This window comes from Mycobacterium kyorinense (assembly GCF_001672775.1).
GTDB classification, from domain to species: domain Bacteria; phylum Actinomycetota; class Actinomycetes; order Mycobacteriales; family Mycobacteriaceae; genus Mycobacterium; species Mycobacterium kyorinense_A.
The window spans coordinates 1-15678 of the sequence record NZ_LZKJ01000134.1; the positions used below are offsets into that span (position 1 = coordinate 1).

The following is a 15678-nucleotide window of genomic DNA, read 5'->3' on the forward strand; positions in this document are numbered from 1 at the left end:
GCCACCGGCTCCAGGCCTTTGGCGCCGCCGGCGTTGTTGACCAGCACGTCGACCCGGTCCACCTGGGCCGCCAGCGCGTCGACGTGGTCACCGTCGGTGACGTCGGCAACCACGGCGGTGCCGCCGATCTCGTCGGCCAGCGCGGTGATCCGGTCGGCGCGCCGCGCCACCGCCACGACATGGAAGCCCTGGGCGGCCAGGGTTCTTGCGGTCGCCTCGCCGATCCCGGCGCTGGCCCCGGTGACCACGGCGATGCGCTGGCCCGACTCCGGTGATCTCATCGGAATGACTTTAGTAACCGTGCTAAATTCCTCGGTGTGTACCTGAGCGCGTTGTTCGGTCTGACGTCCGCGTGTCTGTTCGCGGACTGCGCGTGTTGTCGCCGCGCACTTTGCCGCGCCTGACCGGCCGTCCCATCAGCCGAAGCCGGAGTGCGGCCAGACCCCGCCATCGGATCCCGGAGAAGGACACACCCCGTGCGCACAACCACCCTCACCACCTCACCTCACAGCCGTCGACCGTCGCTGCGAACCCGCCACGTGGTCACACCGTCGCTGCATTTGTCGGACACCGCCGCGGCCTCGGTATTTCGGGCCGTGCGGCTGCGCGGGCCGATCGGCCGCGACGTCATCGCGCAAACCACCTCGCTGAGCATCGCCACGGTCAATCGCCAAGTGATCGCCCTGCTGAACGCTGGACTGTTGCGAGAGCGCGCCGATCTTGCAGTCGCGGGCGCGATCGGCCGTCCGCGGGTGCCCGTCGAGGTCAATCACGAACCGTTCATGACACTGGGCGTCCACATCGGTGCGCGAACCACCAGCATCGTGGCCACCGACCTGTTCGGGCGAACGCTGGATGCCGTCGAGACGCCCACCCCGCGCAGCGGCCAGGGACCCGCGCTGGCGGCGCTGGCCGACGGCGCCAGCCGGTACCTGCGGCGCTGGCATCGGCGTCGGCCGCTGTGGGTGGGGGTGGCGATCGGTGGCGCGGTCGACGGCGCCAGCGGACACGTCGACCATCCCCGGCTGGGCTGGCGGGAGGCGCCGGTGGGGCCGGTGTTCGCCGACACGCTGGGCCTGCCGGTGTCGGTGGCCTCCCACGTCGACACCATGGCCGGGGCCGAGTTGCTGCTCGGCATGCGCCGGCCGGCCGCCAGCAGCTCGACCAGCCTGTATGTCTACGCCCGTGAAACCGTGGGCTATGCCCTGGTGATCGGCGGGCGGGTGCACAGTCCGGCCAGCGGACCCGGCACCATCGCGAACCTGCCTGCGGCCTCCGAGCTGCTTGGCGGGTCCGGGCAGCTGGAATCCACCGTCAGCGACGAGGCAGTGCTGGCCGCCGCGCGGCGGTTGCGGATTCTGCCCGCCGCCCGGGTCGGGGGCGCGGCGGGCACGGTCACCGAGTTGCTGCGGGCCGCCCGTAACGGCAACCAGCAGGCCAAAGACCTGCTGACGGAGCGGGCCCGCGTGCTCGGCGAAGCGGTCGCGCTCCTGCGTGACCTGCTCAACCCGGATGACCTGGTTGTCGGCGGGCAGGCGTTTACCGAATACCCGGAGGGGATGGTGCAGGTTGAGGCGGCGTTCGCGGCGCGCTCGGTGCTGCCGCCGCGCGACATCCGGGTGACCACGTTCGGCAACCGGGTCCAAGAGGCCGGTGCCGGCATCGTGTCGCTGGGTGGGCTCTACGCCGATCCGCTCGGCGCGATGCGCCGCGCCGGGCTGCCGGGTTCGACGCTGATCGCTACCGACCACGAGTCGTCGGCCTGACGTGGGACGTCGGGTGGTGCTGCAAAGATGACGGGGTGCCTCCGACAGAGATTTCCCGATTGGAGCCCCACCGGCCGGATGCCGCGGAGTTGACCGGTCTGCGCCGGGTGGCGGTGCTGTCGGTGCACACCTCCCCGCTGGCCCAGCCGGGCACCGGGGACGCGGGCGGCATGAACGTCTATGTGCTGCAGACCGCGCTGCATATGGCGCGCCGGGGTGTGCAGGTCGAGATCTTCACTCGCGCCACCGCGTCCACCGACCCGCCGGTCGTGCCGGTGGCGCCGGGCGTGCTGGTGCGCAATGTGGTGGCCGGCCCCTTCGAAGGGCTGGACAAATACGACCTGCCCACCCAGTTGTGTGCGTTCGCCGCCGGGGTACTGCGCGCCGAAGCCGCCCACGAGCCCGGCTACTACGACATCGTGCACTCGCACTATTGGCTGTCGGGGCAGGTCGGCTGGCTGGCCCGCGACCGCTGGGCGGTGCCGCTGGTGCATACCGCCCACACGCTGGCCGCGGTCAAGAACGCGGCGCTGGCCGACGGTGACGCGCCCGAGCCTCCGCTGCGCTCTGTCGGTGAGCAGCAGGTTGTCGACGAGGCCGACCGGCTGATTGTCAACACCGAAGACGAAGCCGCGCAACTGGTTTCGCTACACCAAGCCGACCCGGCCGCTATCGATATCGCGCACCCCGGTGTGGACCTGGACGTGTTTCGGCCCGGTGACCGGCGCGCCGCCCGCGCGGCGCTAGGGCTGCCTTTGGATGAGCATGTGGTGGCCTTCGTCGGACGGATTCAGCCGCTCAAGGCGCCCGACATCCTGCTGCGCGCGGCGGCGCGACTGCGGCGGGTGCGCATCGTGGTGGCCGGCGGTCCGTCGGGCAGCGGTCTGGCCGCACCGGACGGGCTGGTGCGACTGGCCGGCGAATTGGGTATCACCGACCGGGTGACGTTTCTGCCGCCGCAGTCGCGAGCCGAACTGGCCAGACTGTTCCAGGCCGCTGACCTGGTGGCAGTGCCCAGCTATTCGGAGTCGTTCGGCCTGGTCGCCGTGGAAGCCCAGGCGTGCGGAACACCGGTGGTGGCCGCCGCCGTCGGCGGGCTGCCGGTGGCGGTGCGCGACGGGGTCAGCGGCACGCTGGTGTCCGGTCACGACGTCGACCAGTGGGCCGATGCGATCGGCGAGTTGCTGCACCTGGGTGCCGGGTCGCGGGCTGCGGCGTTGAGCCGGGCGGCGGTCGAGCACGCGGCCACGTTCTCCTGGGACAACACCGTCGATGCGCTGCTGGCCAGCTACCGCCGGGCGATCAGCGAGTTCAGCGCCCGTCGTCCGGTGCATGAGCTGGCATCGGCGCGGCGCGTCCGGCGCTGGGCGCCACGGCGGGGACTGCGAGCCGCGCCGTGACCGACATTCAACAGACCATCGAGGATGCGCTGAATTCCAGCAAGCTGACGTATTCCCGGCATGAGGGTGCGCACGGCGGGCTGCCCGGGCTGATCGTGGAGTTGCCCGGCGAGCGCAAGCTGAAGACCAACACCATCTTGAGCATCGGCGAGCACTCGGTGCGGGTCGAGGCGTTCGTGTGCCGCAAACCCGACGAGAACCACGAGGGCGTCTACCGGTTCCTGTTGAGACGCAACCGTCGCCTCTACGGGGTGGCCTACACGCTCGACAACGTCGGCGACATCTACCTGGTGGGTCGGATGTCGCTGGCGTCGGTGGACGCCGCCGAGATCGACCGGGTGCTGGGGCAGGTACTCGAAGCGGTGGATTCGGACTTCAACACGTTGCTGGAGTTGGGTTTTCGGTCGTCGATTCAGAAAGAGTGGGAGTGGCGGGTGTCTCGCGGCGAGTCGCTGAAGAACCTGCAGGCGTTCGCGCATTTGATCGACGACGACGACGACTGACAGACTCTCCGGCATGGGAGACACTGCCACGCTGGTGTTGCTTCGCCACGGCGAAAGCGAATGGAACGCGCTCAACTTGTTCACCGGCTGGGTCGACGTCGACCTGACCGACAAGGGCCGCGCCGAAGCGGTCCGCAGTGGCGAGCTGATGGTCGAACACGATCTGCTGCCCGACGTGGTCTACACGTCGCTGCTGCGACGGGCCATCACCACCGCGAACCTGGCGCTGGACGTCGCCGACCGGCACTGGATCCCGGTGCGGCGCAGCTGGCGGCTCAACGAACGCCACTACGGCGCGCTGCAGGGGCTGGACAAGGCCGAGACCAAGCAACGCTACGGCGAGGAGCAGTTCATGGCCTGGCGCCGCAGCTACGACACCCCGCCACCGCCGATCGAGCAGGGCAGCCAGTTCAGCCAGGACACCGACCCGCGCTACGCCAATATCGGTGGCGGCCCGCTGACCGAATGCCTGGCCGATGTGGTGGCCCGATTTTTGCCGTACTTCACCGATGTCATCGTCCCTGACCTGCGGTCGGGCCAGACCGTGCTGATCGCCGCGCACGGCAACTCGCTGCGGGCGCTGGTGAAGTATCTGGACGGGATGTCCGACGAGGAGGTCGTCGGGCTCAACATTCCGACCGGGATCCCGCTGCGCTACGACTTGGACGCCGACCTGCGGCCCACCCTGGCCGGCGGCACCTACCTCGACCCGGAAGCGGCGGCCGCCGGCGCGGCCGCGGTCGCCGGCCAAGGCGGCCGGTAGCGCTATGCCAGTGGCCCCGCCGGCGAGCGTGAAACTGTTGCGAGATTTCCACGATTTTTTCGCAACAGCTTCACGCTCGGCGCGCGCGGGCGGCCGCCTTGAGCGAACGCCGCGTGAACAGCGGTCGAATACATGCCTCGCGGCATGTGACATGTCCGGTTTTGGCCGCGCGCTACTGGGGTGAAGTTCACCGGGATTTGTAGGATTTTTGTGTGACTGTGTTCTCGGCGCTGTCGCTGGCCGGGGTTTCGATCGTCCTGGCGCTGGCTGTCGGCATCGCCGTCGGTGCCCGGCTGGCACCGCGCGTCCTCGAGCGACGACAGCGGGTAGCCGCAGAATGGGCCGGAATCACGGTCGCGCAGATGCTGCAGCGCATCGTGGCACTGACCCCGCTGGGCACCGCGGTGGTCGACGTCCACCGCGACGTGGTGTACCGCAACGACCGCGCCGACGAATTGGGCCTGGTGCGCGACCGCCAACTCGACGACGAAGCCTGGCAGGCCGCGCGCCGCGCACTGGCCGGCGGCGAGGATGTCGAGTTCGACATGCAGCCCGCCAAGGGCTCGGCGCCCGGCCGGTCGGGGTTGTTGGTGCGCGGCGTAGCGCGCCTGTTGAGCGAAGAGGACCGCCGTTTCGCCGTCGTCTTCGTCTACGACCAGTCCGAGTACGCCCGGATGGAGGCGACCCGCCGCGACTTCGTGGCCAACGTCAGCCACGAGCTCAAAACCCCGGTCGGTGCGATGGCCGTGCTCGCAGAGGCGCTGCTGGCGTCGGCCGACGATCCCGAGACCGTACGCAGGTTCGGCGAGAAGGTGCTCGTCGAGGCGAACCGGCTCGGGGACATGGTCGTCGGGCTGATCGAACTGTCCCGGCTGCAGGGCGCCGAGCGGTTACCCGATCTGGGTGCCGTCGATGTCGATGCCATTGTCTCCGAGGCGATCTCGCGCCATAAGGTGTCCGCCGAAAACGCCGACATCGAGGTCCGCACCGACGAGCCGAGCGGCCTTCGGGTACTGGGTGACCAGACGTTGTTGATCACCGCGCTGGCCAACCTGGTGTCCAACGCGATCGCCTACTCGCCGCGGGGGTCGCTGGTGTCGATCAGCCGTCGTCGCCGCGCCGGATCCGTCGAGATCGCGGTCACCGACCGCGGCATCGGCATTGCGCGCAAGGACCAGGAACGGGTCTTCGAGCGGTTCTTCCGTAGCGACAAGGCGCGGTCCCGGTCCACCGGCGGCAGCGGGCTGGGGCTGGCGATCGTCAAGCACGTCGCCGCCAACCACAACGGCAGCATCGGACTGTGGAGCCAGCCCGGAACCGGGTCGACGTTCACCCTGTCGATCCCGATGTACGTCGATCCCGGCGACGGACCCGATCAACCGCCCGAGCCGCAGGCTCGGCCCAAGAGAGTCCAACGAGAGGAAGAACTGCGCCGATGACAAGCGGTGTCGACGACAGAGAAATGACTGATGAGGTGGAGCGCGGCAAATGACCAGCGTGCTGATCGTGGAAGACGAGGAGTCGCTGGCCGATCCGCTGGCCTTCCTCTTACGCAAAGAGGGCTTTGATGCCACGGTCGTGACCGACGGGCCCTCGGCACTGGCCGAATTCGACCGGGTCGGCGCCGACATCGTGCTGCTGGACCTGATGCTGCCGGGAATGTCGGGCACCGATGTGTGCAAGCAGTTGCGTGCCCGTTCCAGCGTGCCGGTGATCATGGTCACCGCCCGCGACAGCGAAATCGACAAGGTCGTCGGTTTGGAGCTGGGCGCCGACGACTATGTCACCAAGCCGTATTCGGCGCGGGAGCTGATCGCCCGGATCCGGGCGGTGCTGCGCCGGGGCGGCGACGACGACGCCGAGGAAGCCGACGGCATACTGGAGTCCGGACCGGTGCGCATGGACGTCGAACGTCACATCGTCTCCGTGAATGGTGAGCCGATCACGTTGCCGCTCAAGGAATTTGACCTGCTGGAATATCTGATGCGCAACAGCGGGCGGGTGTTGACGCGCGGGCAGCTGATCGATCGGGTGTGGGGGGCCGATTACGTCGGCGACACCAAGACCCTCGACGTGCACGTCAAACGGCTGCGGTCCAAGATCGAGGCCGATCCGGCCAACCCGGTGCACCTGGTCACCGTGCGGGGGTTGGGCTACAAGCTCGAAGGCTGACCACCGGCCACTCGTCGGAAATCGTTGACACGTTGACACAGAAATGTAGTCTTTGTGTCAACCAGTCATCCGGCTAAGGAGTGGCCATGGGCGCCGGCACCGCACCGCACATCGAATCGGAACGGCTGGCGGGCCCGGTGCGCCCCCGGGTGATGGCACAGTTTCGCAAGCACAGCGGCAGTGTGTTCGCGGGTGTCTTCGGAGCCGCCGCATTCGACGAGGTGGCTTTGGTGCCGGTGGCCGCCGCCGTCGACAAGACCGGTCGCTTCGAACGCAACTTCGCCGATCGCGGTGTGCGCAGCGGGTTTTCGGCGCTGTTGGCCATCTGGGGCGACGCCGACGACCGCGCGGCCGAGGGCGAACGCCTCAAGCTGCTGCACCGCGACGTCCGGGGCCGCGGCAAGGGCGAGTTCGCCGACGTCCGCTACAGCGCGCTGAGCCCGCAACTGTGGAACTGGATCGCAGTCAGCGGACTGTTTGTGGTGCTGCGGTCGTTTACGCCGGCCACCGGAATCACGTTGACCCCGGCCGAGGAGGAAGCGGCCTACCAGCAACTCGTCACGGCGTTCGGCGCGATCGAACTGCCCGGCAAATCCGGCAAGCTGCCGTCGACATACGCCGATGCCATCCGCTACTACGACGACATGGTCGACAGCCACCTGCGGGCGAACCCGTTTTTGGACCGGGTGACCGCCGGACTGACCCGGCTGCCGCTGCCGACTCTGCTGTTGCCCGCGCCGCTGCGGGCCGGCATCACCCCACTGTGGTTCGCCGCGCGACCGGTGGCTGGTCGGGTGGTGAAAGTGTGCTCGTTCGGCATCATGCATCCGGGCGTGCGGGACCTGACGGGCTTTCGCTGGCAGGCCCGCCACGATCGCGAATTTGCGCTCTACACCCGGCTGCTGCAGCTGGCCTGGCGGGTGCTGCCGGATCGGCTGCTGCTGGTGCCGCTGGCCTACAACCGGCTGCAGTACGAGAAGCTGGTCAAACTGCACCGCTCGGTGGCGCTGGACTCCTTCGCCCCGCCCCGGGGCTGCCCCGTCGGCTGACACACTGGTACGGATGCGGCGCACACGGAACACCACCAGCCCCACCGAGCAGGAGGAAGCCATCCTCAAGGCGGCTGCCGAGGAAGTCTCACTGGTCGGGGTCGGCCGCGCGAGCATGGACGTGATCGCGCGGCAGGCCGGCGTCAGCCGCAGCACGCTATACCGGCGGTTCCCCAGCCGCGATGTGTTGATCACCGAGCTGGGCCGCCGCACGTTCGACTTCGCGATGGATCGGCTGCGCACCGTCGGCATCGATTCCGGCCCGAAAGACGCTGCGATAGCAGCATTCTGCGAAGGGTTGCGGTTATTGACCACCGAACCGGTGATGCGGAAGTTCCTGCAGCTCGACGCCGAGCTGATGGCGGTGCCCGGCATCTTCGCCGAAGCGGAGGCGTTTCTGGACAGCGCGTCGGCCGCGATGGCCAAAGCGCTGCGCGCCGCTGGGGCCGCCATGCCCGACCACGACCTCGCCGCGGTCGCCGAACTGCACATCCGATTGGCCTGCTCACTTGCGCAGGTACCGAGCAAGGTGCTCGATGTGAGCGACGACGCCGCCGTGCGCGCATACGCACGAACGCATCTGGCCCCGCTGGTTTGGTAACGCGGCGACGGCGTTCTGCGCCGCAGAACGCCCGGTCGTTCGGGTCTGGTGGATTACGATTGCGATCGTGTCGGCGGAGGTAGCTCTCGGTCGCGGGCGGTTGCCCGCGTTGACGGGCGATGCCCGGGTCGACCGGTGGCGCGAGCACCGAGTTGCGGTGCGCGCCGAGCTGATTGAGGCCACGCTGCGCGCCATCGAGGAATACGGTCCGGAGCTGTCCATTGACGACGTCGTCAAGACCGCGGCGGTGCCCCGCCCCAAGCTGTATCGGTTCTTCGCCGACAAGCATGCGTTGTTCACCGCGGTCGGTGAGCGAGCGCAGGAGATGGTCATCGAGCGCGTCGTGCCGCAGTTCAATTTCGCGGGCACTGCGCTGGAGTTGGTGCGCTCGGCGGTGCGTTCGTACGTCGACCTCGTCGACGAGCGGCCCAATCTCTTTCGTTTTTTGGTCGGTTCGCATTTCCGCAACGAAAATTCACCCACCGAGCTGATCGACAACGCCAGGCCGCTGTCGGACGCCACGGTCGACGTGGTGGCCGCGCTGTTGCAGACCCAGGGCGGGGACTCCGAGGATGTCGAGTACTTTGTCGACGCCGCGCTCGGCGCGGTGGCTCTTGGCGTGCTGCGCTGGCTCAACAGTCCGGCCATCAGCAAAGACACCCTCGTCGAACAGCTGACCACCTTTCTGTGGGGCGCGTTCTCGGCATGCGCGGCCGCGCGTGGCGTGAAGCTGGATCCAGACGCCAACCTGGATTCGCTCGCCGGCAACGCCTGACCACTCTCCGGATCGACCACCCGGCCTCGTCGCCGTGACCCCCTTGTGCCACCCGATGCGTCGCGGTACTCTCACCAATACCGGTACTGCTAGTACTAGTTACTAACTGTTCGGGAAAGGCTGAGGTCATCATGACGGGCAAACTTCGCCGGCAACGCGCGAACGCCACAGCCACGCGCCCCGGCTACCCCACGACGCGACGGGTGCGCTTCGCGTTGGGCGAGGACCGGGTGTACGACAAGTACTTCGTCAACGACGACATCGTGTTCAGTCACTTCGTCGCCGGGCTGTCCGGCTCATTCCCGCCCGGAGAAGAGTCGTTTATCCGGTCTGTGCGGCGGTTCTCGGATCGCCTCGCCGACACCGCGCTACAACGGCGAGTCGCCGGGTTCATCGGGCAGGAATCCACTCACGGCCAGCAGCACCGACAGATCAACGAGAAGCTGATCGAAATGGGCTACCCGATCGGGTGGTGGGATTCGAAGTCGTTCAAAGAACGGTTTATTCGCTTCGAACAGCGGCTGCCGGGCCGCGTGCACCTGGCGATGACCGCGGCCTCGGAGCACTACACGGCGATACTTGCCGAGCGAATACTTGGCCGCGCCGAGGTCCAGGAGATCCCGGGGGAGCCCGAAATCTGGAACCTGCTCAACTGGCACGCGCTGGAGGAGCTCGAGCACAAGTCGGTGGCATTCGACGTGTACCGCGCGGTGGGCGGCTCGGAACGTACCCGGATCGCCGTGATGTGGGCGATGATCGCGCTCACCTTTCCGATCACGCTCACCTCGTTGGCGGTCTCGCTGGCACGCGACCCGGTGGCGCGCCGGCAGCCGTTGCGGCTTGCTCGCGAGGCGCGTGCGCTGTTCGGCGGCCCATTGTTCAGTGGCCTGATGTACGACCTGGCGAAATACCTGAAACCGGGATTTCACCCCGATGACATCGACACCCAACGCTTGCTGCAGGAGTGGCAACAGGAACTGTTCGGTCCGCAAGGAGTACTTGTCGACCATCTGAAGTGATCGAACGACGCCCCGAGGAGACGAGTGCCATGGCCGACAGTAACGCTGCTGTTGCGCGACAAGAGGATTCGGCCCCGATCGGCTATCCGAAGGTGCGACGCATCCGGTTTCGCTTCGGCGACCCGCAACCGATGAACCATCACTTCGTCGAGGGCGACATCGCTTTCAGCCATCTGGTGGCGTTCTTGTCGGCGGCTTTTCCGCCGGGGGAGGAATCGTTCATCAGGTCGGTGCGGCGCTTCGCCGACCGAGTGACCGATCCGGTGCTGAAGAAGCGGGTGGCCGGATTCATCGGCCAGGAATCGGTGCACGGCCAAGAACATCGCCGGCTGAACGAAAAGCTCATCGACATGGGTTATCCGTTCGTCCGGCTGTTGACCTTCCCCACCGACAGCCGTCGCCAGCGGCTAATCCTGCGTCTGGAGAATCGGGCGCCCGCGCTGGTGCACCTGGCGATGACGGCGGCGGCCGAACACTACACCGCGACCTTGGCTGAGCGGGTGCTGTCCCGTGACGAGATCCAAGCGATTCCCGGCGATCCCGAGGTGTGGAATCTGCTCAACTGGCATGCCGTCGAGGAGTTGGAGCACAAGTCGGTGGCCTTCGACGTCTACCGTGCGGTCGGCGGATCCGAGCGGATCCGGATCGGGGTGATGGCGGTGATGTATGTGCTCACCATCCCGGTGGTGACGGTGGCGACCGTGCTGTCGGTGCTGACCGACCCGAAGGGATGGCACCCGATCAAGGTGGCGCGTCAGACCATCGGCATCTTCCGCGGCCCGTTGGTGCGGGGTCTGATGGCCGATCTTCGCGCATACATGCGGCCGGGCTTCCATCCCGACGACATCGATACGCGTCAGCTGGTCGAGGAATGGCGCCAGGAGCTGTTCGGCGCCCAGGGGTCCCTCGTCGGTCACCTCAGGTAACTGGGGGTCCGGCCTTGAGCACGATGCTCGACACCGCTCAGCAGGTCACTGGCGAGCGGGTGTCTCCCGACTACGAAGTTGTGGTGGTGGGGGCCGGATTCGGCGGTATCGGCGCGGCGATCGCGTTGCAGCGGCGCGGAATTCACGACTTCCTCGTCGTCGACAAGTGGGACCAGGTCGGCGGTACCTGGCATGCCAACACTTACCCCGGGGTGGCCGTCGACATTCCCTCGTTCATCTACAGCTTCTCCTATGAGCAGCGCGGCGGGTGGTCTCGGATCTTCGCCCCGGGATCGGAGCTTCGCGACTACGCCGACGACATGGTGGACAAGTACGGGCTGCGCAACAAGCTGCGGCTGAATACCACGGTCGCCGCCGCGACATTCGACGAACGCAACAGCATGTGGCGGCTGGCCATCGACGGGGGCGGTGAGATCACCGGCCGGTTTCTGGTGTTGGCGGTCGGCGGGCTGGAGCGCCCGAAAATGCCTGACATTGCGGGGCTTGGCGACTTCGCCGGCACGCTCATGCACACCGCGCTGTGGGACCACGACGTCGCGCTGGCCGGTAAGCGGGTCGCGATCATCGGCACCGGCGCCACCGCGCTGCAGGTGGTGCCGGCGATCGCGGACGAGGTCGAGCATCTGACGGTCTTCCAGCGGACACCGATCTGGGTGTTTCCCCGATTCGACATGGAGATGAATCCGGTCGGCCAATGGATCATGGAACGCAAGCCGATCCGGTCGGCGGTCCGGCTGGTCGGAACTGTCGGGACCGAAGTCGCGATGAGCGGGGTATGGCTGGGTCCGCGGTGGCTGACGGAGACCACCCGCCGGGTGCTCGAGGTGTCGACTCGACGCTGGATGCGAAGCCAGATCGTCGACCCGGTGATTCGGGAGAAGCTGATCCCGCGATACGGGTTGGGGTGCAAGCGGCCGTCGATGTCGAATGATTATCTGCGCTCGTTCAACCGCCGTGACGTCACCCTGGTCAGTGACACCATCGAATGCATCACCGAAGGCGGGGTGCGCACCGTCGACGGGGTCGAGCACCGGGTCGACGTGCTGATCTGCGCGACCGGGTTCAAGTTGTGGGATAAGGGCGCGGTTCCGCCGTTTCCCGTCATCGGTCGGGATGGGGTGGAGCTCGGCGCATTCTGGGACGAGCAGCGGTACCAGTCCTATCAAGGGGTTTCGGTGCCCGGTTTTCCGAATGCCTTCGCGATCACCGGGCCGTATGGCTTTGTGCTCGGCTCGTATCTGTGGATGATCGAGGCGACGTCGGCGCACCTTAGCCGCGCGATCGCGGAGGCCAAACGCCGCCGGGCCACGGTGTGTGAAATCCGCCCGGAGGTCCACGAGGAGTATTTCCGCAAATGCCTCAAACGCCAGCAGAAGAACTTTCTGTTCACCCCGGTCTGTGCCGGTTCCAACACCTACTATCTGGACAACAAGGGCGATTCACCGTTTCGGCCGTCGACCCACGGTGAAATGTACTGGCAGAACCGCCATTACGACATCAATGTCTATCGCTACAGTGCCGGCCCTTGGCAGGAGTACGCGTGAAAATCAATAGATTGCGACCGCGCCTAGTCGTCGTCACCGGCGCGGGAAGCGGGATCGGGCGGGCGACGGCGATCAAATTCGCCAAGCGTGGCGCCCATGTGGTGGCCTCCGACATCGACGCGGACGCCGCCGCTGCCACCACTGCGATCATTCGGGGCCACGGGCACCGCGCCTCGGCTGCACGGCTAGACGTCACCGACCCCGATGCGTGGGAGTCGTTCGGCGCAGCGGTGCGCAGTGAACACGGCTGCGCCGACGTGCTGGTCAACAATGCCGGCATGCTGGTCGGCGGCCCGTTTCTGGAGCTGAGCCCCGCGGACTGGGATCGTCAACTGAGCGTGAACCTGATGGGTGTGGTTCATGGCTGCCGGGTCTTCGGCGCGCAGATGATCGAGCGCGGGGCCGGTGGCCACATCGTCAACATCGCCTCCGCGGCAGCGTTCACTCCCACCCCGGTGATGTCGGCCTACTCGGTTTCCAAAGCGGGCGTGAAGATGCTGACCGAATGCCTGCGGCTTGAGTTGGGCCCCAAAGGCATTGGGGTCAGCGCCATCTGCCCCGGAGTGATCAACACCAACATCGGTGAGAACGCGATCACGGTCGGTGTCGACCACAAGCTCGTCGAGCAAGGCAGGGAGTTCACGCGCCGACTTCAAGAACTCGGCGAAAGACTTCCGTTTGCACCGATGAGCCCCGAGCTGGTCGCAGCTGCCGCGGTGCGCGCGGTGCGATTCGACCTCGCGGTCGTACCCGTTCGTACCGAGGCCTGGCTCGGCTACTTCATGCTGCGCATCGCGCCGGGCGTCAATCGCCGTATGGCACAGCCCTTCTCAGTGGATACCTTGCAACGGCTGTCGGAGCGACTGTTGAAGCCGGCCGGCGGCGGTGAGCCCCACGCTGAGGCAGTCGTCGTCAGTCGCCGACTCTGAGATGCGTCGCCGCGCGAAAACGGTCGTCGCTTTACCGGGATTGGGCTCTCGCTAGCTTCGACACGGCTGCGGTCCTTGCACGGATCTGAGGGTTCTCACAGTTAAAGTTAATGCCTGTTTCTCGGGCTGCACGGTGAGGAGCCAGCGGTGACGACGTTGACGGAGACACGGCTCGCCGAATACGTTCGCGACCAACTCCAGCCACCGCTCGCGACGGTCGGCGGCTTCGCCCGGATGTGCGTACTGACGGGAAAGGCGCTGTTCCGTACGTCCTTTCAGTGGCAGGAATTCATCCTGCAGTGCTGGTTCATCATGCGGGTCTCGTTGCTGCCGACCATCGCGGTCGCGATCCCATTGACGGTACTTGTTGTATTCACGCTCAATACGCTGCTGGCCGCGTTCGGTGCCGCCGACGTCTCCGGGGCAGGAGCGGCGCTCGGCGCGGTCACCCAACTAGGTCCGTTGACCACGGTTTTGGTCATCGCCGGCGCCGGATCGACGGCCATCTGCGCCGACCTGGGCGCCCGCACCATCCGTGAGGAGATCGACGCGATGGAGGTCCTCGGCATCGACCCCATCCCCCGGCTGGTGGCACCGCGTGTCGTTGCAGCCACTGTCGTCGCCACCCTGCTCAACGGCACCGTGATCACCATCGGTCTAGTGGGCGGCTTCGTGTTCGGCGTTCACATCCAAAATGTCTCTGGGGGCGCATACTTGGCCACTCTGACTTTGGTGACCGGGCTGCCCGAGGTAGTCATCGCGACCATCAAGGCCGCGGTGTTCGGATTGATCGCCGGTCTGGTCGGCTGCTATCGCGGGCTGACCACAAAGGGCGGCCCCAAAGGCGTGGGCATTGCCGTCAACGAAACGCTGGTGTTGTGCGTTCTCGCGCTGTTCGCCGTCAACGTGGTGCTGACCACGATCGGCGTGCGGTTCGGAACGGGGCGCTGAGATGTCGACGATCGCCGTTGTGCGGGCCCGGTTTCCGCGGGCGACCACCAATGTCAATCGGTACGTCGGCAGCGTCGGGCGAGGATTGGACCAGGCCGGGCATCTGGCCCGGTTCACGGTCAACAGCAGCTGGTCGATTGGCTTGGCGCTTCGCCGCTATCGCACGGAGACGCTGCGGCTGATTGCCCAGATCGGCATGGGCACCGGTGCCATGGCCGTCATCGGTGGCACCGTGTCGATCATCGGTTTCACCACGCTGTCCGGCGGATCGCTGATCGCCATCCAGGGCTTCGCCTCGCTGGGCAACATCGGCGTGGAGGCCTTCACCGGATTCTTCGCCGCCCTGGTCAACGTACGTGTCGTTACCGCCTTGGTGACTGGCGTCGCGTTGGCCGCGACCGTGGGTGCTGGCGCCACCGCCGAGCTGGGTGCCATGCGCATCAGCGAGGAGATCGACGCTCTCGAAGTGATGGGCATCAAGTCGATTGCGTTTTTGGCATCCACCCGGGTCCTGGCCGGACTGGTAGTGGTCATCCCGCTCTACGCGATGGCACTGGTGATGTCGTTTCTCGCGGGGCAAACCGTCACGACGCTGTTCTACGGACAGTCGGTGGGCACCTACGAACATTACTTCCGGACATTCCTGCGCACCGAGGACGTGTTCTGGTCGGGCGCGCAGGTCATCGCGATGGCGGTGGTGGTGATGATCAGCCACTGCTACTACGGCTACAACGCGAGCGGCGGCCCGGTCGGGGTGGGCGAGGCGGTCGGCCGATCGATGCGGTTCTCTCTCGTCTCGACGGTGCTCGTTGTCCTGCTCACGTCGATGGCGCTCTACGGCGTCGATCCGAACTTCAACCTCACGGTTTAGTCGACATGACGATCCCGATCAAGGAACGCAGGCCGCGCACCTGGCCGGACAAGCTGGCCGGTGTGGGGTTATTACTGGCCTGCGCCTTGGTACTTGGGCTGACCTACGGGCAGTTCCGCGGCGACTTCACCCCCACGACGCGGTTGACGATGCTGACCGCGCGGGCCGGACTGGTGATGGACAAGGGAGCCAAGGTCACCTATAACGGCGTCGAGGTCGGCCGGAATCAACTTCACATATTTCGGGTCGACATCGAGCGCCAACTTGGCCGCCGGCCTACCGTCCCGGTCAACCTCGGAAATCTCAGCAACCCGGCCGACCTCGACGCCGTTATAGGTGACCTTGGCTCCCTTGTCCATCACCAGTCCGGCCCGCGCGGTCCGCATCG

General features: G+C 66.7%; 16 protein-coding genes and 2 pseudogenes. 16 read left to right on the top strand and 2 right to left on the bottom strand.

The features are described from left to right. On the bottom strand, positions 1-281 hold a 281-nt coding region (locus A5707_RS14760), incomplete at its 3' end, for an SDR family oxidoreductase (RefSeq protein ID WP_156657954.1). A 195-nt stretch (positions 282-476) separates the two neighbouring features. On the opposite strand from A5707_RS14760, the gene A5707_RS14765 reads away from it, so the two are divergent. The 16 genes and pseudogenes from A5707_RS14765 to A5707_RS24530 all read left to right on the top strand — a co-directional run. Then, complete coding sequence (locus A5707_RS14765; RefSeq protein WP_065015212.1) at positions 477-1766, top strand: ROK family protein; 1290 nt, start codon at positions 477-479, stop codon at positions 1764-1766. Positions 1767-1816: 50 nt separating this feature from the next. Next, positions 1817-3166, top strand: coding sequence for a D-inositol-3-phosphate glycosyltransferase (mshA, locus tag A5707_RS14770; protein WP_232000726.1), 1350 nt, complete (start codon positions 1817-1819; stop codon positions 3164-3166). After that, the gene (locus tag A5707_RS14775; RefSeq protein ID WP_065015213.1) at positions 3163-3669 is read left to right on the top strand and encodes a YbjN domain-containing protein; all 507 of its coding nucleotides are present in this window, start codon (positions 3163-3165) and stop codon (positions 3667-3669) included. Before mshA ends, A5707_RS14775 begins: the two co-directional genes overlap by 4 nt. Positions 3670-3682: 13 nt before the next feature. Further along, on the top strand, positions 3683-4432 hold the full coding sequence (locus A5707_RS14780; RefSeq protein ID WP_065015214.1) for a phosphoglyceromutase: 750 nt from the start codon (positions 3683-3685) through the stop codon (positions 4430-4432). A 212-nt stretch (positions 4433-4644) separates the two neighbouring features. Continuing rightward, positions 4645-5871 carry a sensor histidine kinase gene (locus A5707_RS14785; protein ID WP_156657956.1) on the top strand — a complete coding sequence of 409 codons (1227 nt, stop codon included), beginning with the start codon at positions 4645-4647 and terminating at the stop codon, positions 5869-5871. A gap of 49 nt (positions 5872-5920) precedes the next feature. Further along, entirely contained in the window at positions 5921-6604 is a 684-nt protein-coding gene (regX, locus tag A5707_RS14790; protein ID WP_065015216.1) for a two-component sensory transduction protein RegX, read from the top strand. A gap of 86 nt (positions 6605-6690) precedes the next feature. Continuing rightward, positions 6691-7653 (top strand): oxygenase MpaB family protein, encoded by a 963-nt coding sequence (locus A5707_RS14795; RefSeq protein WP_065015217.1) that lies wholly within the window; start codon positions 6691-6693, stop codon positions 7651-7653. Between the two features lie 13 nt (positions 7654-7666). Continuing rightward, entirely contained in the window at positions 7667-8254 is a 588-nt protein-coding gene (locus tag A5707_RS14800; protein WP_065015218.1) for a TetR/AcrR family transcriptional regulator, read from the top strand. 67 nt (positions 8255-8321) lie between these two features. Continuing rightward, entirely contained in the window at positions 8322-9029 is a 708-nt protein-coding gene (locus tag A5707_RS14805) for a TetR/AcrR family transcriptional regulator (protein ID WP_065015219.1), read from the top strand. Between the two features lie 131 nt (positions 9030-9160). Continuing rightward, the gene (locus tag A5707_RS14810; RefSeq protein WP_065015220.1) at positions 9161-10048 is read left to right on the top strand and encodes a metal-dependent hydrolase; all 888 of its coding nucleotides are present in this window, start codon (positions 9161-9163) and stop codon (positions 10046-10048) included. 29 nt (positions 10049-10077) lie between these two features. Then, complete coding sequence (locus A5707_RS14815; RefSeq protein ID WP_065015226.1) at positions 10078-10974, top strand: metal-dependent hydrolase; 897 nt, start codon at positions 10078-10080, stop codon at positions 10972-10974. A gap of 23 nt (positions 10975-10997) precedes the next feature. Next, positions 10998-12539, top strand: coding sequence for a flavin-containing monooxygenase (locus tag A5707_RS14820; RefSeq protein ID WP_065015221.1), 1542 nt, complete (start codon positions 10998-11000; stop codon positions 12537-12539). After that, on the top strand, positions 12536-13468 hold the full coding sequence (locus A5707_RS14825) for an SDR family NAD(P)-dependent oxidoreductase (RefSeq protein WP_065015222.1): 933 nt from the start codon (positions 12536-12538) through the stop codon (positions 13466-13468). The genes A5707_RS14820 and A5707_RS14825 overlap by 4 nt, the downstream gene beginning before the upstream one ends. A gap of 234 nt (positions 13469-13702) precedes the next feature. After that, a complete protein-coding gene (locus tag A5707_RS14830) occupies positions 13703-14419 on the top strand; it encodes an MlaE family ABC transporter permease (RefSeq protein ID WP_419866431.1) in 717 nt (238 codons plus the stop codon). Between the two features lies 1 nt (position 14420). Beyond that, positions 14421-15290 carry an ABC transporter permease gene (locus A5707_RS14835; protein ID WP_065015224.1) on the top strand — a complete coding sequence of 290 codons (870 nt, stop codon included), beginning with the start codon at positions 14421-14423 and terminating at the stop codon, positions 15288-15290. Positions 15291-15295: 5 nt separating this feature from the next. Continuing rightward, a pseudogene (locus A5707_RS24530) lies at positions 15296-15514 on the top strand (MCE-family protein MCE1A); the annotation flags it as partial. Positions 15515-15532: 18 nt separating this feature from the next. Here A5707_RS24530 and A5707_RS24865 read toward each other — a convergent pair. After that, positions 15533-15676, bottom strand: a pseudogene (locus A5707_RS24865) (MlaD family protein); the annotation flags it as partial. Positions 15677-15678: the final 2 nt, after the last annotated feature.